The 22,645-nt window shown below is 71.1% G+C and carries 13 protein-coding genes; 9 read left to right on the top strand and 4 right to left on the bottom strand.

Annotated features, from left to right (window positions below):
- Window positions 1–170 precede the first annotated feature (170 nt).
- The 3 genes from OG870_RS42885 to OG870_RS42875 all read left to right on the top strand — a co-directional run bounded on the left by OG870_RS42885 (window position 171) and on the right by OG870_RS42875 (window position 5,339).
- Window positions 171–1,469 (top strand): MFS transporter, encoded by a 1,299-nt coding sequence (locus tag OG870_RS42885; RefSeq protein ID WP_266587206.1) that lies wholly within the window; start codon window positions 171–173, stop codon window positions 1,467–1,469.
- A gap of 35 nt (window positions 1,470–1,504) precedes the next feature.
- Entirely contained in the window at window positions 1,505–2,953 is a 1,449-nt protein-coding gene (locus OG870_RS42880) for an L-fucose/L-arabinose isomerase family protein (RefSeq protein WP_266526445.1), read from the top strand.
- Between the two features lie 211 nt (window positions 2,954–3,164).
- Complete coding sequence (locus OG870_RS42875) at window positions 3,165–5,339, top strand: GH92 family glycosyl hydrolase (RefSeq protein WP_266841795.1); 2,175 nt, start codon at window positions 3,165–3,167, stop codon at window positions 5,337–5,339.
- Between the two features lie 54 nt (window positions 5,340–5,393).
- On the opposite strand, the gene OG870_RS42870 is transcribed toward OG870_RS42875, so the two are convergent.
- Complete coding sequence (locus OG870_RS42870) at window positions 5,394–6,809, bottom strand: phytoene desaturase family protein (protein WP_266841793.1); 1,416 nt, start codon at window positions 6,807–6,809, stop codon at window positions 5,394–5,396.
- A 350-nt stretch (window positions 6,810–7,159) separates the two neighbouring features.
- Here OG870_RS42870 and OG870_RS42865 point away from each other — a divergent pair, with 350 nt between their 5' ends.
- Window positions 7,160–12,364, top strand: a complete 5,205-nt coding sequence (locus OG870_RS42865) for a family 43 glycosylhydrolase (protein WP_266841791.1) — start codon at window positions 7,160–7,162, stop codon at window positions 12,362–12,364.
- A 21-nt stretch (window positions 12,365–12,385) separates the two neighbouring features.
- On the opposite strand, the gene OG870_RS42860 is transcribed toward OG870_RS42865, so the two are convergent.
- On the bottom strand, window positions 12,386–12,733 hold the full coding sequence (locus tag OG870_RS42860) for a trypco2 family protein (RefSeq protein ID WP_266526453.1): 348 nt from the start codon (window positions 12,731–12,733) through the stop codon (window positions 12,386–12,388).
- Window positions 12,734–12,824: 91 nt separating this feature from the next.
- Here OG870_RS42860 and OG870_RS42855 point away from each other — a divergent pair, with 91 nt between their 5' ends.
- The 5 genes from OG870_RS42855 (at window position 12,825) to OG870_RS42835 (ending at window position 20,306) form a co-directional block, all read left to right on the top strand.
- Window positions 12,825–14,141 (top strand): S1 family peptidase, encoded by a 1,317-nt coding sequence (locus tag OG870_RS42855; RefSeq protein WP_266841789.1) that lies wholly within the window; start codon window positions 12,825–12,827, stop codon window positions 14,139–14,141.
- 97 nt (window positions 14,142–14,238) lie between these two features.
- A complete protein-coding gene (locus OG870_RS42850) occupies window positions 14,239–16,554 on the top strand; it encodes a tetratricopeptide repeat protein (protein ID WP_266841787.1) in 2,316 nt (771 codons plus the stop codon).
- A 79-nt stretch (window positions 16,555–16,633) separates the two neighbouring features.
- Window positions 16,634–18,025: a vWA domain-containing protein gene (locus OG870_RS42845; RefSeq protein WP_266841785.1), complete on the top strand. Its 1,392-nt coding sequence runs from the start codon at window positions 16,634–16,636 to the stop codon at window positions 18,023–18,025.
- On the top strand, window positions 18,022–19,050 hold the full coding sequence (locus OG870_RS42840) for a hypothetical protein (RefSeq protein WP_266587192.1): 1,029 nt from the start codon (window positions 18,022–18,024) through the stop codon (window positions 19,048–19,050). Before OG870_RS42845 ends, OG870_RS42840 begins: the two co-directional genes overlap by 4 nt.
- Entirely contained in the window at window positions 19,047–20,306 is a 1,260-nt protein-coding gene (locus OG870_RS42835) for an ABC transporter substrate-binding protein (protein WP_266587190.1), read from the top strand. The genes OG870_RS42840 and OG870_RS42835 overlap by 4 nt, the downstream gene beginning before the upstream one ends.
- A gap of 32 nt (window positions 20,307–20,338) precedes the next feature.
- On the opposite strand, the gene OG870_RS42830 is transcribed toward OG870_RS42835, so the two are convergent.
- On the bottom strand, window positions 20,339–20,839 hold the full coding sequence (locus OG870_RS42830) for a GNAT family N-acetyltransferase (RefSeq protein ID WP_266526465.1): 501 nt from the start codon (window positions 20,837–20,839) through the stop codon (window positions 20,339–20,341).
- A 65-nt stretch (window positions 20,840–20,904) separates the two neighbouring features.
- A complete protein-coding gene (locus tag OG870_RS42825; RefSeq protein WP_266841782.1) occupies window positions 20,905–22,620 on the bottom strand; it encodes an IlvD/Edd family dehydratase in 1,716 nt (571 codons plus the stop codon).
- Window positions 22,621–22,645 lie beyond the last annotated feature (25 nt).

Below are 22,645 nucleotides of genomic sequence, written 5' to 3'. Positions count from 1 at the left end.
GCGGCGTACGCGCCAGACATGCGGCGGCGACCCCATGGACCGGCGTTTCCAGTGGATGTGCGCCAGAGGTCTTGTTGTAACGTTTTTTGAACCCTATATTCACCGCAGCCCGGCCCAGAGCCGCGACGTTCCCCTCCGCTCGGCCCACCCCCAGACGACGGAGTCGCATCATGGTCCGAACCCCGACTTCCCCCGTACGCTCGGAACAACCCATCCCCTGGCGGCTGTGGAAGGTCGCGGCCCTCTCGGGCATGGCCTCCTACCTCGACGCCGCTCTCATCGTCAGCATCGCCGTCAACCTGGCCATCTACCGTGACAGTTACGACATGGGCGTGTGGATGGCGGGCGCGATCAGCGCGATCGTCACCGGCTGCATCGCCGTCGGCTCCCTCGTCGGCGGACGGCTGGCCGACATGTTCGGTCGCCGCCGTGTCTACAACTGGGACATCTTCTGCTTCGCGCTGGGCGCGATCGTCATCACCCTGGCGCCGAACGACATCGTGCTCTTCTGCGGTGTGCTCGTGGCCGGCCTCGCGGCCGGTGCCGATCTGCCGACGTCCCTGGCCGTGGTCTCGGACTCCGCCCCCGTCGAAAGCCGAGCACGGCTCGTGTCCTTCACCCAGGTCATGTGGGTGGCGGGCATCGTCGTAGTGATCTTCCTCGGCTACCTCCTGTCGGACTCGGGCATGGTCGGGGCGCGGCTCATCACCGGCCATCTGGCCGTCGCCGCACTGGTCACCTGGCAGCTCCGCTCCCGGCTGCGGTCGGCCGCCGAGCCGTCGGACACGGAGATGGTCCGGGAACCGGCCGCGGCGCCCGCACCGCGTGGCACCGAGCTCAAGAACGTGTGGAACCGAGCCGCGCTGCTGCCGATGGCCGCGACCTTCGCCTACTACGTCACCTGGGGCGTCGGCGCCAACACCTTCGGTCAGTTCGGCACCTATCTGCTGGTCACGGTCAGCGGCGCCTCGCAGAGCCTGGCCACCGGAATCAACCTCGTCTTCCTGCCGATCGCCCTGGTGCTGACCTTCGTCTTCGTCCGGATCGCCGACACCCCCTGGCGCGACCGGCTGTTCTACGTGTTCACCGTCGTGCAGATCGTCGCCTTCTGCGTCGCCTCCCTCACGGCCGGTGCGCTCGTCGGCATGCTCGTCTTCTTCGTGCTCTACCAGATCTCCAACCCCTTTGCCGGGGAGGCCAGTTACAAGGTGTGGTCGCAGCTCACGCTGCCCCCGGACACCCGCGGCACCACCCAGGGCCTCACCTACGCCGTGTCGCGCGGAGTCTTCGCGGGCGTCGCGTTCGTCACGCCCGCCCTGATGGAGTACAGCGCGTCCGTCCTGCTCTGGTCGATCACCGCGTGCATGGCGGCGTCGGCGTTCGCGGGCGTCTACATCGTCCGTGTGCTCCTGCGGCGTTCCCCCGACGCCGCTGCCGCTCCGGCGGATCTGGGAGTGGCCCGGGCGTGAATCCGAAGCGGACCTCCGAAGGAGCACCCAGAGCCATGACAACCGCCGAACACTCCACGCGCATTCGGGAGTTGCTCCCGCCGGTGCCCCGCCGCCGCACCCGCATCGGCCTGGTCGCCGGCGGACTCGGCACGTACTGGCCGCAGTTCCCCGGTCTCCTTCCGCAGCTGAAGGAGTCGGCCGCACACGTGGCCGAACGCCTGCGGCGGATGGACGCCGAGGTGACCGACGTCGGCTTCGTCTCGGACGCCGAGGAGGGGGCCGTCGCCGCCGAGGAGCTGCGCCGGGCCGACTGCGACCTGATCGTGCTCTTCGTGACGACGTATCTGACCTCGTCGATGGTGCTGCCGATCGCCCGGCGTTCGCACACGCCCGTGCTGGTCATCGATCTGCAGCCGTCCGAGCGGATGGACCACGCCTCGTTCGGCACCGGTGCCTGGCTGGCCTACTGCGGGCAGTGCTCCGTACCCGAGATCGGCAACGTCTTCCGCCGCGCCGGCATCCCCTTCCGGTCGGTGTCGGGCTGGCTGCACCAGGAGTCGGCCTGGCGGCGCATCGAGCAGTGGATCCGCGCCGCACACGTCCGGGCCGCACTCAGGCACGCCCGGCACGGACTGATGGGGCACCTGTATCCCGGCATGCTCGACGTGTCGACCGATCCGACCCTCCTGTCGACGACGTTCGGCTCGCACGTCGAGGTACTGGAGTTCGACGACCTGCGGCATCGGGTGGAGAAGGTGACCGAGGCGGAGACCCGCGACCGCATGGCGCTCGCGCGCCGGGTCTTCACCCTCGACGAGAGCGTGGTGGACGAGGACTTCGCGTGGGGAGCGACGGTGTCCGTCGCCCTCGACCGGCTCGTGGCGGACTTCGGCCTCGACACGCTCGCCTACTACCACCGCGGTCTCGACGGCGAGCTGCACGAACGGCTGGGCGCGGGCATGATCCTGGGCGCCTCGCTGCTCACCGCCCGGGGCGTACCCGCCGCCGGGGAGTACGAACTGCGCACCAGCGTCGCCCAGTTGGCCTCGCAGAGTGTCGGCGCCGGGGGTTCCTTCACCGAGATCCAGGCGCTGAACTTCGAGGACGGCGTGGTGGAGATGGGCCACGACGGGCCGGCCCACCTGGCCGTGAGCGCCCGTGACCCGTTGCTGCGGGGCCTCGGCGTCTATCACGGCAAACGCGGCTGGGGCGTCAGCGTGGAGTTCGACGTGCGGCACGGCCCGGTCACGCTCCTCGGACTCGGCCAGGACGCCGACGGCAGCCTGTCGTTCATCACCTCCGAGGGCACCGTCGTCCCCGGCCCACTGCTGGAGATCGGCAACACCACCAGCCGCGTCGACTTCGGCCGCGATCCCGGCGAGTGGGTCGACGCGTGGAGCGCCACGGGCACCGGCCACCACTGGTCCCTCGCGGTCGGCAGGCACACCGCCGACTTCCGGGCCGCGGCGAGTCTGCTCGGCATCGACCACAGGGAGGTGTGAGCGGGACCGGGCGTCCGACTGAGCAGCACCGCCCCCGTCCCCGCCCGGTGTCCCCGAACTCCCCTTCCTCATGCCCGTGCGTTGCGCCGTGAGCCTGATCCGCGGCCCGTGCCACGGCAAGGCGCCGCGGCACCACGCGGTCCGGCAGAGAAGGTGGGCAGCCCCGTCGCCGTACGACACCGCGACGTCCCACCTTCTCGAGGAGAGCTTCTTGCGCCTGCACTCTGTCGCGGCTGCCCTGGCCTCGGCCGCCCTGCTGGCCCCAGCGGCCCAGGCGGCGTCCTCCACCCCGTCCCCGGCCGAGTCCTCACGGCCCGCGGCGGATCCGGCGGGCTATGTCAACCCGTTCGTCGGCACAGCTCCGGGCGGCACGGACTTCGGTCACGGCGGAGGGGCCGGGAACACCTTCCCCGGTGCCTCGGCGGCGCTGGGCGGGGTCCAGTGGAGCCCCGACACGGTCACGCACCAGCACGGCGGGTACGCGTACAAGGACAACCGGATCCGGGGCTTCAGCCTCACCCACATCTCCGGCGCCGGCTGCAGCGACTACGGCAACGTGCCGTTCATGCCGCTCACCGGCCGCCCGGACCCGGACCCCGCCGCTCGCTTCGCCACCTTCTCCCACGCCAACGAACAGGCGTCGCCGGGCAGTTACGGTGTCAATTTCGACAACGGCATCCGTACGCAGCTCTCGGTCACCCAGCGCTCCGGCATCGCCCGCTTCACCTACCCCTCGGGCGACGCGCGGCCGGCCGGGCTGACCGTGGATGCGGGCCGGGCGTTCAACAAGGCCAGCGGAAAGATCACCGTCGGCACGCGCACCCTGTCCGGATACACCGACAGCGGCGGCTTCTGCCGCTCCTCGAACCGTTATCGGCTCTACTTCCACGTCGTCTTCGACCGCCCCTTCGCCCACACCGAGGCTCTGGACGGAAAGACGTCCGGCGCGTACGTCTCCTTCGCGCCCGGAACCCGCACGGTGACCGCCCGGGTGGGCGTGTCGTTCGTCGACGTCGGCGCGGCCCGCCGCAACGCCGCCGTGGAGCAGGGCGGCGGCTCGTACGACGTCGTCCGGCATGCCGCGCGCAACCGGTGGAACGACTGGCTCGGCAGGATCGCCGTCCGCGGCGGCACCGAGGTCCAGCGCCGGGTGTTCTACACCGCGCTCTACCATGCGCTGCTGCACCCCAGCGCCTTCAGCGACACCGACGGCCGCTACCGGGGGATGGACGGCCGTGTCCACCGCACCCGGCCCGGGCACGTGCAGTACGCGAACTACTCCGGCTGGGACGTCTACCGTTCACAGGTCCAGTTGCTCGCCCTGCTCGCGCCGCGCGAGGCGTCCGACGTCGCCCGGTCCATCCTCGAACAGGGCCGCCAGGCCGGGTACTTCGACCGGTGGACGCTGGCGAACGGCGGCACCCGCGTCATGGTCGGCGATCCGCTGCCGGCCATGGCCGCCGCGATCCACGCCTTCGGGGGCACGGACTTCGACGCCGAGGCGCTGCTGCGCACGGCCGTGGCGGGCCGGGAGGACGACCGGCAGCGGCCGGGGCACCAGCAGTACGACAGCCTGGGATACGTCCCGGCCGGGGCCAAGGGTGTGTGGGGCAGCGCGTCCACCACGCTGGAGTACGCCGTCGCCGACGCCGCGCTCGCCCGTCTCGCCGGACGCCTCGGCGACAAGGACACCGAGGCCGCCCTCACGCGCGCCGCCGGCAACTGGCGCCATCTGTTCAACCCGGCGAGCGGCTACCTGCAGCCCCGCGCGGCCGACGGTACCTGGCCGCAGTTCACGCCCACCCAGCGCGGGGACTACGTCGAGGGCAACGCGGCGCAGTACACATGGATGGTCCCGCACGACCTGCCCGCCCTGTTCGCCGCCATGGGCGGTGACGCCGCGGTCACGTCCCGTCTGGACACCTTCTTCACGCAGCTCAACGCGGGGGCCGAGAAGCCGTACGCCTATCTCGGCAACGAGCCCTCCTTCAACGTCCCTTGGGCCTACGACTACGTGGGCCGCCCCGACCGCGCCCAGGCGACCGTGCGGCGCGCCCTGGTCGCCCTGTTCGCCGACCGGCCCGACGGTCTCGTCGGCAACGACGACCTGGGGGCGATGTCGTCCTGGGCCGTGTGGGCCTGCCTCGGCATGTACCCGCAGATCCCGGGCAGCCCCCAACTCGCCCTGGCCAGCCCCCTTTTCCCCGCCGCCACGGTGCGTCGCGGCAACGGGGTCACCCTGACCGTCCTGGCCCCGGGCGCGTCGGCGGAGAACATCCGCGTGCGGTCGCTGAGGCTCGACGGGCACCCCGTCAGCACCCCTTTCCTGCCCGACGACTTCACGACCAGGAGCGGTGTGCTGCGCTACCGGCTGACCTCTCCCTGACCGCGTCCGACGTCGACAGCCCTGGACGAGAGACGGGCCGCCGGCCTCACCGCGTCACGCGCGCAGGTGGCGCAGGGCTCGTGCGGCGGCGTGGGCTCCGCACATCCCGTGTGCGCCCGCGCCGGGCGGGGTGGCCGCGGAGCACAGATAGTGGCCGGGCACCCCCGTGTCGTACGGCTGCAGGGTGGGGCGTGGTCCGAGGACGAGCTGGGCGAAGTCGGTGGCGCCGGTCATGATGTCGCCGCCGACGAAGTTGGGGTTGTACTCGGCGAACCCGCGCGTGGTGCGTACCGCGGTGGCGACGACGCGGTCCCTGAAGCCGGGGGCGAACCGCTCGATCTGCGCGATGACCGCCGACGTGGCGTCACCGGTGTAGCCGTTCGGGACATGGGCGTACGACCACACGGGGTGAACGTCGCCGACCGAGCGCGAGGGGTCGGCCAGATACTGCTGTCCGACCAGGACGAAGGGCCGTGCCGGCATTCGGCCGCCGTGGATGTCCCGCTCAGCGGCGGCGATCTGCGCGTACGTGCCGCCGACGTGCACCGTGCCCGCCCGCCGCGCCGCCTCGGCCCGCCAGGGCACTCCGTGCTCGACCGCGAAGTCGACCTTGAACGCACCCGGTCCGTGCCGGTAGCGCCGGTAGGCGCGGCCGATCCGGGCCGGCAGCAGATCGCCGAGGATGTCGGCCAGGGCCCTGGGCGCCACGTCCCAGAGGGTCACGTCCGCGCGCGGCAACTGCGTGACCGTCCGCACCCGCACGCCGGTCTCGATCTTCCCGCCGAGTTCGAGCAGCAGGGCCGCCAGGGCGTCGGCGATGCGGCGCGAGCCTCCCACGGCGACCGCCCAACCGTAGCGGTGTCCCGCGGTGACGACGCCCAGCCCGATGCTCGCGCTGAACGGCCGCTCCAGCGGATGGAAGGCGTGCGCCGCCGCCCCACCCCACAGCCCCCGGGCCTCCTCCGTCCTGAACAGCTTCGCCAGCAGCGACGCCGGTGCGAGCGCGGGAACGCCGAAGCGGGCGAGCCGGACCGGGTGCCGGGGCAGGCGCAGAAGCGGGCCCATGATGTCGTCGCCGAAGGTGTCGTACGCCGCCGAAGGGCCCTGGAACAGCCGCCGCCAAGCTCGGCCGTCGGCGCCGAGACCTGCGGCGGTCCGGGTGACCGAGCGGTGCAGTACGCCGGCCGTGCCGCCGTCCAGCGGATGCACGCAGTCGATGTCCGGCCACGCCCAGCGCAGACCGTGACGGTCCAGGCCCAGCTCGTTCAGGAACGACGAGCCGACGGCCATGGGATGGATGGCCGAGCAGTGATCGTGCAACAGCCCCGGCACGGTCGCCTCACCGGAACGGGTCCCGCCGCCGATCGTGTCGGCCGCCTCCAGCACGGTCACCCGTACACCGGCGCGGGCCAGGGCCACGGCGGCGGCCAGACCGTTGGGCCCGGCTCCCACCACGGTCGCAGTGGTCATCTCCACCCGCCTCTCCGCAGATCTCCACCTTGCCTACGATCCCGGCCGGCCCGCCACCCGGGGCGAACGGTTCACGCGTTCGCCGCGCACCGACGACGGCGACGATCTCAGAGGCGGTCGGCTCAGCCAAGTGCTGTTCCAGCGCGCCAAGTTGCCGCTTCCGTTCGACCTGTCGCACATTGTTCGATACCTCTTGACGCTGCACAGTGCGCCGATTGACACTCTCGCAACACGACGTCACCTCCGCGTAACCCCAGGTCCACGACAAGAACGCCGTCGTCGGCCCTCGTCCGTGCGCCCGTCCCGCCTCACCGTCCGCCGTCAGCCATGTCTCAGCAGGGAACCTCGACATGACGCACATCGCACGATTCCGCGGCCGCGCGAGAGGCCTGGCGGGCCATCTCGCCGGGCTGACCGCCGCCTCGATGCTTCTGGCCCTCGCCGGACCGGCACTCCCCGCGCAGGCGGCGCAGTCCGCCGAAGTCTCGGACGTCACCGACGGACTGGCCCTGTGGTACAAGCTGGACGCCGATTCCGGGACCACGGTGAGCGACGCCTCCGGCAACGGGCGCACCGGTACGGTCAACGGCACCGCCGACTGGTCGGCATCCGGTCAGGGGCTCGCCTTCAACGGCACCGACACCTACATCAAGGTGCCGGACGACGTCATGAAGGGGATGGACTCGATCACCGTCTCCCTCGACGTACGCATCGACTCCGCGCAGACCACGCCGTACTTCCTCTACGGCTTCGGCAACGCCAGCAGCGGCAACGGGAACGGCTACCTGTTCAGCACCGGCAACTCCTTCCGTACGTCGGTCGCGAGCGGCAACTGGTCGACCGAGCAGACCACCAAGCCGTCCGACTCCCACAATCTGACGCGCTCGGTCTGGAAGCACATCGCCTACACCCAGACCGGCACCACGGGCGTGCTCTACGAGGACGGCGTCGAGGTCGGCCGCAACACGTCGGTGAGCATCACGCCCGGCGCGATCGGCTCCGGCACCACCACCGCCGACTACATAGGCAGGTCCGTCTACTCCGGCGACCAGCTCTTCAAGGGCCGCATCCGCGACTTCCGCGTATACGACCGCGCACTGGCCGGCTCCGAGGTCGAGCAACTCGCCCTCCCTGTCGACACCCAGGGCGTCGCCGACGACAAGGCGGCCCTCGGCCTCGGTGACACCAGTGCCGTGACGACGGATCTGGATCTGCCGAAGACCGGCACGGCCGGTGGTTCCGGCATCAGTTGGTCCAGCGACAACACCGACGTGGTCTCGGACTCGGGCCGGGTGACGCGCCCCGCCGCCGGTTCGCCCGACGGCCACGCCACCCTCACGGCGACGCTGCGGAAGGGTACGGTCACCGACACCCGGACCTTCGAGGTCACCGTCCTGCCCGACTTCGACGACGCCACCGCCGCCCGGCAGGCCGCCGACGCGCTGACCGTCCACAACCTGGATGACGCACGCGGCAACCTCACCCTGCCCGCCGACGGCGCCTACGGCACGAACGTCACCTGGTCCTCCGCCGACCCCGACGCGGTCTCCGCGGACGGCGTGGTGCACCGCCCCGCGCACGGCGACGGCGCCACCACCGTCGACCTGACCGCCACCGTCACCAAGGGCGAGGCGAGCGCCACCCGCGTCCTGACGGCCAAGGTGCCCGAACTGCCCGCGAAGGAAGCCCTCAAGGGCTATATGTTCAGCTACTTCACCGGCGAGGGCACCGCGGACGGCGAACAGCTCTACTCCGCCCTCAGCAAGGGCAACGACCCGCTGCACTGGCGGGAGTTGAACGGCGGCAAGCCGGTCCTGACCTCCACGCTCGGCGAGAAGGGCCTGCGCGACCCGTTCATCATCCGCTCCCCCGAGGGAGACAAGTTCTACCAGATCGCCACCGACCTCAGGATCTACGGCAACGGCGACTGGGACGCCGCCCAGCGCACCGGCAGCAAGTCCATCATGATCTGGGAGTCCACCGACCTGGTCCACTGGACGAACCAGCGACTGGTGAAGATCTCCCCCGACAGCGCGGGCAACACCTGGGCGCCGGAGGCGTTCTACGACGCGAAGCTCGGCGAGTACGTGGTCTTCTGGGCCTCGAAGCTGTACGACAACGAGGCGCACTCCGGCGACACGTACAACCGCATGATGTACGCGACCACCCGTGACTTCTACACCTTCAGCAAGCCCAAGGTGTGGATCGACCGCGGCTACTCGGTCATCGACTCCACGATGATCCAGCACGACGGGACGTACTACCGCCTGTCCAAGGACGAGCGCAACAACAGCTCCTCCACGCCCAACAGCAAGTTCATCTTCGAGGAGAAGAGCGACTCGATCCTCAACCCCTCCTGGACCGCGGTCGCGGAGGGCATCGGCAAGGGCACGATGAGCGCGGCCGAGGGGCCGTTGGTGTTCAAGTCCAACACCGAGGAGAAGTGGTACGCCTTCCTCGACGAGTTCGGCGGCCGCGGCTACCTCCCGTTCGAGACGACGGACCTCGACTCCGGCAACTGGACCCCGTCCACCGGCTACGACCTGCCGGCCAAGCCCCGCCACGGCACCGTCCTGCCCGTCACCCAGGCCGAGTACGACCGCCTCCTGCGCGCCTACCAGCCCGACCAGTTGGTGCAGAGCGTCGAGAGCGTGAAGGTGAGGACCAGGACCGGTCGGGCGCCGGTCCTGCCGGCCACCGTGATCGCGAAGTACGCGGACGGCGTCGAGCGGCCCGTCGCGGTCACCTGGGACGACGTCCCGGCCTCGGCCTACGCGCAGGCCGGCACCTTCACCGTGACCGGCAGCCTGCCGGACGGCGCGGCGATCCCCGTGCAGGCCGCGGTCACCGTCTCGGAGGAGGGCGCCGACATCCCGGCCGACCTGCTCCTGCACTACGACTTCGACGAGACGGGCGGGAACATCGCGGTCGACTCCAGCGGCCACGGCTACCACGGCACGTATGTCGGCACGCCCGCCTTCGGCACCGGCGTGAAGGGCGGCTCGTTCAAGATGTCCGGCGACACCGGCTCGCCGTATGTGAAGGTCCCGGGCGGTGTGCTGAAGGACGCCGACAGCGTGACCGTGTCGACGTACGCCAAGTGGAAGGGCGGCAGCAGTTTCCAGTGGCTGTTCGGGCTCGGTCCTGACAGCGACAAGTACCTGTTCGCGACGCCCTCCAACGGCGGCAACAGCCTCTACTCGGCGATCACGAAGGCGAGTTGGTCGGCGGAGTCGAAGGTGACTGCGGGCTCGCAGCTGACGCCCGGCCAGTGGCGGCACGTCACCGTGACCCTCGACGGTGCGACCGGCACGATGGTCCTCTACGTCGACGGCGTCGAGGCGGCCCGTACGACGACCACCATCAAGCCGTCCGACCTGTACGACGCGAACAAGGACTACAGCGGCTACATCGGCCGCTCCCTGTACGCGGCCGACCCGTACTTCGGCGGCGAGGTCGACGACTTCCGCATCTACGACCGGGCCCTGTCGGCCGCGGAGGTCATGGAGCTCAGCGGCAACACCGCGGGCATCGCCAAGGCGGCGCACCCCGCGCTGAAGGTGGACGCCATCGTCGACAACGCCGACAGCAAGGTCACACTGCCGATGAAGGAAGGCACCGATCTCACCGCGCTGGCACCGGAGTTCACCCTCGCGCACGGCGCGGCGATCAGCCCCGCCTCCGGCAGCGTGCAGGACTTCAGCAAGCCGGTGACGTACGAGGTGACGGGGTCCGACGGGAAGAAGCGCGCCTGGACGGTCTCGGCGCTCGTCATGAGGAGCCCGGTTCTGCCGGGCCTCAACGCGGACCCGAACATCGTGCGGTTCGGCGACACCTTCTACATCTACCCGACGACCGACGGCTTCGACGGCTGGAGCGGTACGCAGTTCAAGGCGTACTCCTCCACCGACCTGGTCCACTGGAAGGACCACGGCGTCATCCTCGACCTGGGTCCCGACGTCAGCTGGGCGGACAGCAGGGCCTGGGCGCCGACGATCGCCGAGAAGGACGGGAAGTACTACTTCTACTTCTGCGCCGACGCCAACATCGGGGTCGCGGTGTCCGACTCGCCCACCGGTCCCTTCAAGGACGCGCTAGGGCAACCGCTGCTGAAGGCGGGCCAGTTCAGCGGCCAGATGATCGACCCGGCGGTCTTCACCGACGACGACGGGCAGTCCTACCTCTACTGGGGCAACGGACATGCCTACGTGGCTCCGCTGAACGACGACATGACCTCCGTCGACACCTCGAAGACGAAGGACATCACGCCCAGCGGCTACAACGAGGGCTCGTTCGTCGTCAAGCGCAAGGGCACCTACTACTTCATGTGGTCGGAGAACGACACCCGCGACGAGAACTACCGCGTCGCCTACGCCACCGGGCCCTCCCCCACCGGCCCCTGGACCAAGCACGGCGTGATCCTGGAGAAGGACCTCTCCCTCGGCATCAAGGGCACCGGCCACCACTCGGTCGTCCACGTCCCGAACACCGACGACTGGTACATCGCCTACCACCGGTTCGCCATCCCCGGCGGTGACGGCACACACCGCGAAACGACCATCGACAAGCTGGAGTTCGACGCGGACGGCCTGATCAAGAAGGTCGCGCCCACCCTGACGAGCATCGACCCGGTGACCATCGTGCACGCCGGTGCGGACGTCGGCGGGAGGGAAGGCGACGCCCTCGCGCTGAACGGCACCATCTCCGGTGCGGGCAGCCCGAGTTGGACGGTCGACAAGGGAGCGCCCTGCACCGTCGCCGACCCCGGGACGGCGAAGACCACCGTCACGTGCACCGACGACGGCACCTACACGGCCACCCTGACCGGCGGCCGCAGCAGCGACACGGCGACCGTCACGGTGTCCAACGTGGCACCGGCCATCACCTCCGCCGAGGGGCCGCGGTCCCCGGTGTCGGTGGACAAACGGGCAGTCGTCACCGCCGAGTTCACCGACCCGGGCGCGATCGACACCCACACCTGCGCGGTCGACTGGAAGGACGGCGGCGAGCCGCAGCCCGGCACGGTCACGGTCACCGGCTGCCGCGCCGAACACACCTACACCAAGGCGGGAATACGGCGACCGGTGATCACCGTCACCGACGACGACGGCGCCACGGACAGCAGGACGCTCCCCGAACTGATCGCCTACGACCGCTCCGCCGGACCCGCGTTCGCCACCGGCGTCTTCACCTCTCCGGCGGGCGCCTACCCCGCCAGACCGGACCTGACCGGCAAGGCAGCCTTCTTCGTCACAGCGTTCTACGCGAAGGGAGCCACCACCCCCACGGGCCGGGTATCCCTCGAACTCGGCCCGGCCAGGCTGCAGTTCCGCTCCACCGGCTCCGACTGGCTGGTGATCACCGGCTCCCAGGCCGTGTACCAGGGCTCCGGCACGGTCAACGGCACGGGCGGCTACGCCTTCCGCGTCACCGCCACCGACACCCCGGACACCTTCCGCATCAGGATCTGGAAGAAGTCCACCGGTGACGTGATCTACGACAACCGGACGGGCGCGAAGGTCAAGGGCTCCGTCACCGTCGGGGACCACCGGTAGCAGTGCCCTCCGCCGGGACCGCTAGCGTGAGAGGTCGCCGTCGGGCGGTTCCGGCCGGCTGTGGGCGGTGTCGTCGTCGCGGCTCACCTCGTGGTGACGGCCGTCGGGGCGGGGAAGCGGCTTGAGGTCGACCTGGATGCGGTGTGTGGAGTCATGGCTCACCGAGCCGCCCAGGCGTGCCTCGACCACGCCCAGCCTCAGGCCCGCCCCGCCCTCGCCTGCCCGGTGGAACTGCACCGAGAACTCCAGGCTGACCTGCTCCACGCTGAACCGCCAGTCGCTCTCCGCGCCTTCGGCCTGGGCCCGCGCGAGCTCGGCACGAACCGTGCCGATGGCCTCCGCGAGACCGATCGGTTCTGAATCCCCCATGTCAACACACCGCCGAATTCCGTTGATTGGCCGATCCGAACTGGTCACAAGTCTAGGGAGGCACCATGCTCCGCGCGTAGTGTGAGACAGCATGGGGGAACTGCGTGCGGACTGGAGACTGAGGTTACGGCGCGAGGACGCGCACGGCCCCATCTGCGGCGCCGGCGTGCTCGTCGACCAGAACACCGCGCTGACCTGCGCCCACGTGGTGCGCACCCCGGACGCCGTGATGTGGCTGGAGTTCGCCGAGAACAGCGACATCGAACCCGTGGTGGCGCGGGTCCTGCCCGGCGGCTGGCTGCGCGCGAGCGAGGACGTGGCCGTGCTGCGCCTGGACAGCCCGCGCCCGCAGGCACGCCCCGCCCCGCTGGAACCCGCACTGTGGGGCGGCATGGAGGTGTACGCGACGGGCTACGCGCAGGGCTTTGACGACGGGATGAGCCTGTGGGGGCGCATCGGCGGGGCCAGCGGCGAGCGGGTGCAGCTCGACGCCGTCACCAAGGCGGAGGTGGTGCGCAAGGGCTTCAGCGGCGCCGCCGTGTGCACCCGCCCGCAGGAAGGACGTCCGGCCCGCGTGGTCGGCCTCGTCGTCAGCTGGCGCGGCGACATGGAGGCGGTACTGCCCGAGGACAACCGGCTCGCCTTCTCGTATCTGGTCCCCGTCGACCGAATCGCCGAACTGTCGCCGGTGATCAGGGAGTTGAGCAGTCCGTACGCATGGGACAGGCCCTTCGAGGAGCGGTTGACCCGCTGGTTCGAGGACCCGGACGAGGATCCGGTGAAGATCACCGTGGTCCGTCCGGGCAGCGGCAAGGACCGCTCGCTGCGCCATCTGGAGCACCGTGCCCACGTCGTGCATCGCGGCGGCTCCAGCAGACCGGACCTCGCCGACCACGCCCTGGACCAGATCACCTTCCCGACCGGCGAGTACCTGGCGTACTGGGACTGGCTGCGCGGTACCAGGCCCCGGCCCGCGCAGGCGGCCGACCGTGCGCCCGTCCGCCCGGTCACCGTCCTCGTCGACGGCCTCGACCAGGAACCCGAGCCGGATGCGTTGGTCGAACTCCTTGTCCGGCTGCGGGAGTTGGGCTTCCGGCTGCTGCTCGTCTTCCGGCACGAGGGCGGCACCGGCTGGAGCGCGGCACGCGACGAACTCCTGCGGCCCGCACTGTCGAGCCACGCGGACGCGCTCCTGGACCGGCTGCAGCGGGCGGAGTTCAGCCGCGCGGTCCGTCTCGGCGTCGTCGACAGCGCCTCCCTCCACACCCTGACCGAAACAGCCGACCGGCGCCGGCACCAGCGCCGCCTGATCGACGAACTGACGGACCCGCGACAGCAACTCACCCGGCTGCGCGAACTGATCAGAACCTTGCGCGCCGACTTACGACACCCCGGAGGCCGGGTATGACGGGCAGGCCGCCCAGGACCGGCAGGCCGCGTAGGACCGGCAGGCCGGATATGACCGGCTCCGCACGGCCAGGGCAGCAGAGGGGGACGACGAGAGGATGACGGCCTGTCCGCACCGGCGCTTCACCGGAGCCCCCTGCGGCGGCACCGTGCTGCCCACCGGCCACTGCGCCGAGTGCGGCCGCGCGGAAAGCGGTCCCGGGCTGCCCGTACTGCCCCACGACCCACGGGACTTCGGCCCACACGACCTCCTCGCCCTGCCCGAGCGCGCGCCACGCCCCGCGCACGAACGCCTCATCCGGCCCGAGGCACCGCTGCGTATCCGCATGGGCTGCTCGGCCGCCGAATGCGGCATCACGTTCGCCCCGCCCTACACCGAGGGACAGGTGCCGACGGAGGGGTTCTGCCCCGCCTGCGGCGCGCGCTACTCGTACAAGCCGGAGCTGACCGAGGGCGGGCTGCTGCGCGACCAGTACCGAATCATGGGGCCCATCGCGCACGGCGGCCAGGGCTGGGTGTACCTCGCCGAGGACACCCATCTCGGTGACGTCGTCGCCGTCAAGGGACTGCTCAACCGTTACGAACACGACGGCGCCCGGCTCGCCGACGTCGAACGCCGCAACCTCGTCGCCATCCGCCACCCGCGCATCGTCCAGATCCGCGACTTCGTCGCGCGCAGCGACCGGACCGGTCAGGTCACCGGCGGCTACATCGTCATGGACGACGTCGGCGACGGCACCCTGGAGAGGGTCGTCGAGGAGACCCGGCGGGGTGAGTCGGTGCTCGACATCGAGCACGTCGCCGCGTACGGCTGCCAGATCCTGGAGGCTATCGTCCATCTGCACGCCGGTGGCGAACGCGTCTTCGTCTACGGGGACATGAAGCCGTCGAACGTCGTGCACCACGGGGACGGCGTCAAGGTCATCGACCTCGGCGGCATGCGCGAGCAGGACGAGAGCCGGCCCCAGCCCCCCGCCCATGTCACTCCCGAGTACATGGCACCCGAGACGGGGTCCGCGGCCGTACCCACCGTCGCCCACGACCTGCACACCGTCGGTGTCACCCTGCGGGAACTCGCCCGCTGGGCCGTCGACGAGGTGCCCGGCCTCGGCACCGCCTCCTTCTGGTGGGTCGTCGAGCGAGCCACCCGCGGTGATCCGGGACTGCGCTTCGCCGACGCCCGGGAGATGGCCGGCCAACTGCGCGGCGCGCTGCGGGAGATCCGCGCCCTGCGCGGCAAGAGCGACCCGCCCGAGCCCTCCGACTACTTCCGGCCGTCCCCGCAGCTGCTCGGCGCCCGGCTCGGCACGGTGCCGGGAATCGAGCACTGGCTGGACCGCCCACGCCGCGACCGGTACTGGCCGCCCGAGGCCCCCGCCCTCGACCTCGGTGCGCCCACGCCCACGGAGATCGCCCGCTGTCTGCCCGTACCGAGGCGCTATCCGGGCGATCCGCAGACCGCGCGGTTCGAGGTGAGCAGCGGCTATGACCCGGGCCAACTCCTCGACCAGGAGCACGAGAAGCCGCAGTCGGTGGAGATCTGCCTGCACAACGTACGCGTCCTGCTGCGCCGCAACACGCTGGAGGACCTGGCGCTGGCCCAGGAGGAACTCGACACCGCGGACTCCATCCCGGGGCCGTCCGCGGTGCGCCGATGGCGGCTCGAATGGCACCGCGCGCTGCTCGCACTGCGCAGCGCCGGCCTGGAGGAGGTTCCGCGCCAGGTCGCCGAGGCCAGGAACCACTTCGCGAAGGTCCACCTCGAACTCCCCGGCGAGTACGCGCCCAAGCTGGCCCTCGCCTACTGCGGGGAGCGACTCGGCGACGACGCGGCCGGGCCCACCGCGAAGGAACTGTACGAGGCGGTGTTCGCCCGCAACCCCGCGCACGGCGGCGCCGCCCTCGGCCTGGCCCGGCTTGCGCTGCGTGCGGGCGACCGCCGGGCGGCCCTCGACGTACTGGGCCGGGTCCGCCCCGGCACCCTGGACCACACCGTCGCCCGGATCGCCTCCTTACGCATCCGCGCGGCCCGGCTGCCCGGGGACGGCGATCCGCTGCCGGCACCCGCCGAGGTCGACGCGGCCCTGACCGAACTGCGCCGGCTTGTGGGCCAGCGGCCGGGAGCGGGCGAGCCGAGCCTGTCCGAGGACGAGGCGCTGCGCCTGAGCACCGAAATGCACGAATGGAAACTGGACGCGCTGCATTCCCGCAGCGACCGGCCCGGTTCACAGGGAGCGGGTGCCGGACGGCTCGACGCCCGCCGCCTCAGACGCCTGAGCCCGCCGGAGCGCGAGTTGCGCAGACAGGTGGAGTGGCACTACCGCCAACTGGCCGCACGCCACCGGGAGTCGGTCACCGTCCACGACCACCTCGTGGACCTCCTGCACGCGGTACGCCCCCAGACCAGGTTCTGACCGCACGGCAACCACGGACCGGAACGGCGCCCCCACGCGGTCCGGACGGCGACGAAGGGGAAGGAGCGGTGAGGTACGAATGAGCAGCCACACCCGGCCGCAGCAGCCGGGCATCCAGCTGCACGTCGATCTCGACGGCGATCTGCGCCCGCACCGCAGCGTGAAGATCGAGGCCCATCTGCGGGTCGACGTGTCCGCCGACGGAGCCCCCACCGACCTGCCCGCGGTCGAACTCGCCGTGATCATCGCGGTGGACGTCGCCCAGCCCCACCGGGAGGCCGTCCGACGGGCCCTGCCGGCCGCGTTGCGTGCCCTGCCCGACGGCATCTCCTTCACGGTGCTCGGCAGCGGCCCCGAGCCGGTGCGGTGCTATCCGCGGGGCGACGACGAGTGGGCCGTCGCCGACCAGCGCGAGAGGCGGCGGGCCGCCTTCGCCGTCGGCTCGCTCCCGCTGCACGGGGACGGCCCGCGTCCCGCCGGGTACGCCGCCTGGGCGGCCAGGTCACGCGCCCTGCTCGTCGGCCGACCGCTGTCCGTACGCCATCTGGTGCTGATCACGGACGGCAGCAGCGCTCCGGGCGAGACCCGGCTGGAGGAGGAACTGGACGCCTGTGCCGGGCAGTTCACCTGCGATGTGCTGGCGGTGGGCGCGGAGTGGGCCCCGGACCCCCTGCTGACCCTCGCCGAACGGCTGCACGGCACCGCCGAGTTCGTGGAGGACGGCCTGGCCCGGAAGGTCACCGCGGCCATCAAGCGCCTGCGCCGGGTGCACACTCCTCAACTGCCGATCGAGGTGACCGTGAGGCCGTCGGTGCGCCAGGTCTCGCTCAGTGAGAAGGTGCCCCGGCCGCACCGTCTCGGCGGGCTGCCCCAGCCCGGCCGGCCGCACCGCTGGAGCTTCCCGACCTACCAGTGGGAGCAGGGCAGACGCGACTACCTGCTCACGCTCGTGGCCGACGCCGACGCCGATCCGCTGGAGACCGAGCTGCAGTTCGCCATGGTCTCCGTCGGCGAGGTGCATGCGCCCGTCATCGCCCGCTGGCACCGTCCCGCGCAGCCCCCGCCGCACGCCCCGGCGGGCGCCGACAGTGTGCGCGACCTGAACGCCACCGGACGGATGCGCAGTGCTCTGCGCCAGGGGCTCGTCGCTCTCCAGGACCACCGACGGGACAGGGCCGAGGAGTGTCTGGGGCAGGCGGCACGTCTGGCGGCGGAGTTCGGCACGGACTGGGTGCTGGCCGAGATCCACGCGGTCGCCGACATCGAGGACGCGGCAGCCGGGCGGGTCCGGCTGCGCACCGCGGTCGACGCCGGCACGCTGGGCCCGATGATCCTGCGCGCCGGGTCCCGTCCCGGCGGGCTGCTGACCGAGGCCGTCAACGCGCGGCCGGGTCCACGCTGCGGCGGCTGCGGCACCGTGGCCGGGAGCGAGGCCCGTTACTGCATCGCCTGCGGGGAGAAGCTGCTGTGAAGACCGCGCCCGTCGCCTTCTTGCGCCGCAGCTCCCCTGCCGCCTTCTGGCGCAGGCGGCTGGCCCCCTGGCGGACCCGCCGGCTGCTGGAGGTGCATCTGCTCGTCCTGACGTCGTGCGCGATCGTGGCGGCGATCGCGCTGCTCGGCTGCTACCGGCAGACCCAGCGTGGCGTGGAGGCTCTCTCGTCCCGGGAGGCGCCGGCCGTGCAGGGGCTCGCCGCGGCCCGGCTCGCGGCGCTGCGTGCCGACTGGGAGGTCCGCGTCCTGGTGGCGAACCACCTCGTCGACGTCGCCGGCTCGGGCGAGTCCTACCGCTCCCAACTGTCCGCCGCGGACCAGGGGTTGTCCCGCATCGCCGACCGGACGGACCAGGACCTGGGCACCGTCAACGGACTGCTCGCCACCTACGGCAACTCGCTCGACCTCGGCATGTCCATGGGCCGCGACCAGCAGCTCATGCAGCAGCAGAAGTTCGACGAGGCGACGTCGCTGCTCACCCGCAAGGATGTGGGCCTCGCGCCCCGTCTGAGCTCACTGCAGCGGATCCAGATGACGCACGCCGAAGCCACCGCCTCCCTGGGGGCGTGGCAGCGCGCGGGCTGGTGGCTCGCCGAACTCGCCCTCGCGGCCCTGGCGTTGACTCTGTTCTCGGCACTGTTCGTGCTGCGCGACCGTTGCGGCCGTGACTGGAACCCGTATCTGCTGGCGGCCCTCGTCATCACCGTGCTGCTCGCGGTGGTCCCGCTGATGACGACGTCCTCCATCGAGAGCGATCTCGACGGCGCGATCAAGGGCCTGCGGAAGATCACCGACATGTCCCAGCAGCGCTGCTGCCACGCCACGTTGCCCGGCACTCAGCGGCAGGTCACGGAGACGTCCGAGGAGGTCCGGCGGGAACTGGACGACGGCGCCTGGACCGACAGGGTGTACCGGGGCACCCTGATCGGCGGTCTGCTGCTCATCGCCCTGCCCGCGTCGGGGCTCGTTCTCCGGCTCGACAGCGACTACTGGAGGCGACGGTGACCCGGCGGTTCAAGATGCTGGTCTTCCTCGTGGTGATGCTGCTGATCGCCGCCGCCGGGATGGTGGTCGTCTGGGCGCGGCAGAACGACGACAAGCCGGTCACCATCCTCGGCACGTGGACCGCCGGCCAGGAAAAGGACTTCAAGGAGGTGCTGCGCGGCTTCGGCATCCCCTTCCACTATCAGGGCACCGCGGCGCAGCGTGAGGTGCTGCTCTCCAAGGTGCAGTCGGGAGAGCCGCCGGACATCGTGATCATGCCGGGCCTCGGCGAACTCGCCGAGTACGCCGACCAGAAGCACCTCAAGCCGCTGGACCGGCTCTACCACCCGCAGGAGTACGGCTCCCCCTGGAAGCAGACCGGAGAGGGCTCCAAGCACGTGTTCTGGGTGCCGGTCAAGGCGGACCTGAAGAGCATCGTCTGGTATCGCAAGGGACACAGGCCCACCACCTCATCCGCGCCGCTGCGGAGTTGGTGCATCGGTATGCGTGACGACGGCGCCTCCGGCTGGCCCGGCACCGACTGGATCGAGGATCTGGTGCTGCAACGGTCGGGGCCGGGTGTCTACCAGAAGTGGGCGCTCGGCAAGCCGGGGGCGTGGTGGAACAGTGCACCGGTGCGCGACGCCTGGCAGGCGTGGGCCCGTCTGCTCCAGCAGGACACAGGCCTGGCCAAGCAGGCCCTGCTCACCGACCATCGCGGTGACCCCGACCACCACGGCCTGCTCTTCGACGGCCGGCACGGATGCACTCTGGAACACCAGGGCTCCTTCGCCACCTCCTTCTACGGGAAGACGTACGCGAAGCGCGCGGACCTGGTGGACTCGGCGCCGCTGCTGCCCGGCGGCCCGGACCGGGCCCGCGCCCATGAGGTGACCGGCGACTTCGCCGCGCTGTTCACCGACAGCGCTCAGGCCAGGAAACTGATCGAACGGCTCGCCTCCAAGGAGGGCCAGCAGAAATGGGCCCACACCGCGGCCGTCTTCTCGGCGAATCGCCAGGTGCGGCCAGGGAACGACGCGGTCGAACGCGAGATCGTCGAGCGGCTCAACGGTGACGGCCCCCGCTGTCTGGACGCCTCGGACGTCATGCCGCCCGCCGTGCGGGACGCCTTCTACGAGGCCGCCCTGCTGACCATCTCCAGGGTCGCCGCGCACGAGGACCCCGGCATCGACGGGCTCCTCAAAGGTGTGCAGCTCGTCCAGAAGGCCCAGCCCTCCAGGCCGTCGGCACCGCGGACGGTGTGCAGCACGGAGTGAGAGCCTTCGCCCCCGCTGTCCCGGGAGACGCTTTACGACCCGTGCACCAGGTCGCGCTCGTACCAAGTGCCCGACTTGCCGCCGAGGTCGGTCGGACCGGCCGGGCCGACCGGGACGAACCCGGCCTTGACCAGCACCCTTTGGGATGCGGCGTTGTCGTGGGAGGCGGCCGCCCGCAAGGTGCGCAGCCCGTGCCGTGTCGCGGCCAACCGGCACAGCTCGCTGACGGCTGCGGTCGCCACGCCGCGGCCGGTGACGTGCTCGGCGACCCGGTAGCCGAGTTCGGCGGTGCCGTCGTCGAACTCGTACAGGTTGAACCGCCCCAGAACCGAGCCGTCCTCGGTCACGAGCACGTAGAAGGCGCAGGTGCCGGCCTCCTGCCGAGCCAGCAACGCGCTGTGGCGGTCGGTGAATTGCTCGAAGAACTCCTCGCCCCGGTCGGAGACCGCGGCGGCGAAGTAGGAGCGGTTCGCCAGCTCGAAGGCCAGGACCGCCGGAGCGTGACCGGCGTGCAGCAGCTGGAGATCGGGCATTGCCCGACTGTACCCGCGCGGCGCGCCGACGCCACCCGGGTTTCGGACGGTGGAGTCCGTCGCTCTCAGTGCGACTCCCGGCTCACTTCAAAGCCGCTGGAGCCGACCAGGAAGTCCAGGTCGGCGCCCGAATCGGCCTGGAGGACGTGGTCGACGTAGAGGCGTTCCCAGCCGCGGCGGGGGTTCGCGAAGCCGGTGACGGTGGCCTTGTCCGGGGTTCTGCGGGCGAGTTCGTCGGCGGGTACGTCGAGGTCGATACGGCGGGCTTCGACATCCAGTGTGATCAGGTCCCCGGTCCGCACCAGGCCGAGTGGGCCGCCCGCCGCGGCCTCCGGTGCCACGTGCAGGACGACCGTGCCGTACGCCGTGCCGCTCATCCGGCCGTCGCAGACGCGCACCATGTCACGGACACCCTGTTCGAGCAGCTTCTTCGGCAGAGGCATGTTCGACACCTCGGGCATGCCCGGGTAGCCCTTGGGTCCGCAGCCGCGCAGGACGAGGACGGAGTCCGCGTCGACGTCGAGTCCGGGGTCGTCGATACGGGCGTGGAAGTCCTCGATGCTGTCGAAGACGAGGGCGCGGCCGCGGTGGCGCAGCAGGTGCGGGGAGGCAGCGGCCGGCTTGATCAGTGCCCCGTCCGGTGCGAGGTTGCCGCGGAGTACGGCGATGCCGCCTTCGGCGACCAGCGGTTCGGCACGGGTGCGGATGACCTCGCCGTCCCAGATCGGCGCGTCGTCGAGGTAGCTGACGAGGGGCTCGCCGGTGACGGTCAGCGCGCCGGGATCGAGCAGGTCGCGCACCTCGCGCAGGACGGCGAGGAGACCGCCGGCGCGGTGGAGGTCCTCCATGAGGAAGCGGCCGGCCGGCTGGAGGTCCACCAGGACGGGAACGCGGGAGCCGATGCGGTCGAAGTCGTCGAGGGTCAGGTCGATGCCCAGTCGGCCCGCGATGGCCAGGAGGTGGACGACCGCGTTGGTCGAACCGCCGACGGCGGCCAGCGCCACGATCGCGTTGTGGAAGGACGCCTCGGTCAGGAACGCGCCCGGCCGCCGGTCGGCGCCCACCATCTCCACGGCCAGCCGGCCGGTGAGGTGCGCGGCCTGGAGAAGTCTGCTGTCGGGGGCGGGAGTTCCGGCCGTGCCGGGCAGGACCGTGCCCAGGGCCTCCGCGACCAGCGCCATCGTCGAGGCGGTGCCCATGGTGTTGCAGTGCCCGCGGCTGCGGATCATCGCCGACTCGGACCGGGTGAACTGCTCCTGGGAGAGCGTGCCGGCCCGGACCTCCTCCGACAGCCGCCACACGTCGGTGCCGCAGCCCAGCGGCGTACCGCGGAAGGTCCCGGTGAGCATCGGTCCGCCGGGCACGACAACCGCGGGCAGATCCACAGAGGCAGCAGCCATGAGCAGCGAGGGGATGGTCTTGTCGCAGCCGCCCAACAGGACTACGCCGTCGATGGGGTTGGCCCGCAGCATCTCCTCCGTGGCCATCGCGGCCATGTTGCGCCAGAGCATGGCCGTGGGCCGCACCTGCGTCTCGCCCAGCGACACCACGGGCAGGTCCAGCGGGACCCCGCCCGCCTCGTGCACACCGTCACGCACCGAGGCCGCGACCTCGTTCAGGTGCGCGTTGCACGGGGTCAGATCCGACGCGGTGTTGGCGATGGCGATCTGCGGCCGGCCGGTGAAGGCGTCGTCCGGCACGCCCCGCCGCATCCACGCCCGGTGGATGTAGGCGTTGCGGTCCTGGCCCTCGTACCACTGCGCGCTGCGGAGCCGAACCATGGAGTTCCTTCCAGCAATCGGTACA

Source organism: Streptomyces sp. NBC_00461 (assembly GCF_036013935.1).
GTDB lineage: Bacteria > Actinomycetota > Actinomycetes > Streptomycetales > Streptomycetaceae > Streptomyces.
The sequence above is the reverse complement of the archived record's forward strand: the minus strand, read 5'-3'. Positions and strand labels throughout refer to the sequence as shown.

Excerpts from the sequence above, each read along its gene's own strand:
- OG870_RS42855 (WP_266841789.1), top strand. The coding sequence starts at position 12,825 with ATGGGGGAACTGCGTGCGGACTGGAGACTGAGGTTACGGCGCGAGGAC.
- OG870_RS42825 (WP_266841782.1), bottom strand. The coding sequence starts at position 22,620 with ATGGTTCGGCTCCGCAGCGCGCAGTGGTACGAGGGCCAGGACCGCAAC.
- OG870_RS42860 (WP_266526453.1), bottom strand. The coding sequence starts at position 12,733 with ATGGGGGATTCAGAACCGATCGGTCTCGCGGAGGCCATCGGCACGGTT.
- OG870_RS42870 (WP_266841793.1), bottom strand. The coding sequence starts at position 6,809 with ATGACCACTGCGACCGTGGTGGGAGCCGGGCCCAACGGTCTGGCCGCC.
- OG870_RS42830 (WP_266526465.1), bottom strand. The coding sequence starts at position 20,839 with ATGCCCGATCTCCAGCTGCTGCACGCCGGTCACGCTCCGGCGGTCCTG.
- OG870_RS42850 (WP_266841787.1), top strand. The coding sequence starts at position 14,239 with ATGACGGCCTGTCCGCACCGGCGCTTCACCGGAGCCCCCTGCGGCGGC.
- OG870_RS42845 (WP_266841785.1), top strand. The coding sequence starts at position 16,634 with ATGAGCAGCCACACCCGGCCGCAGCAGCCGGGCATCCAGCTGCACGTC.
- OG870_RS42885 (WP_266587206.1), top strand. The coding sequence starts at position 171 with ATGGTCCGAACCCCGACTTCCCCCGTACGCTCGGAACAACCCATCCCC.
- OG870_RS42880 (WP_266526445.1), top strand. The coding sequence starts at position 1,505 with ATGACAACCGCCGAACACTCCACGCGCATTCGGGAGTTGCTCCCGCCG.
- OG870_RS42865 (WP_266841791.1), top strand. The coding sequence starts at position 7,160 with ATGACGCACATCGCACGATTCCGCGGCCGCGCGAGAGGCCTGGCGGGC.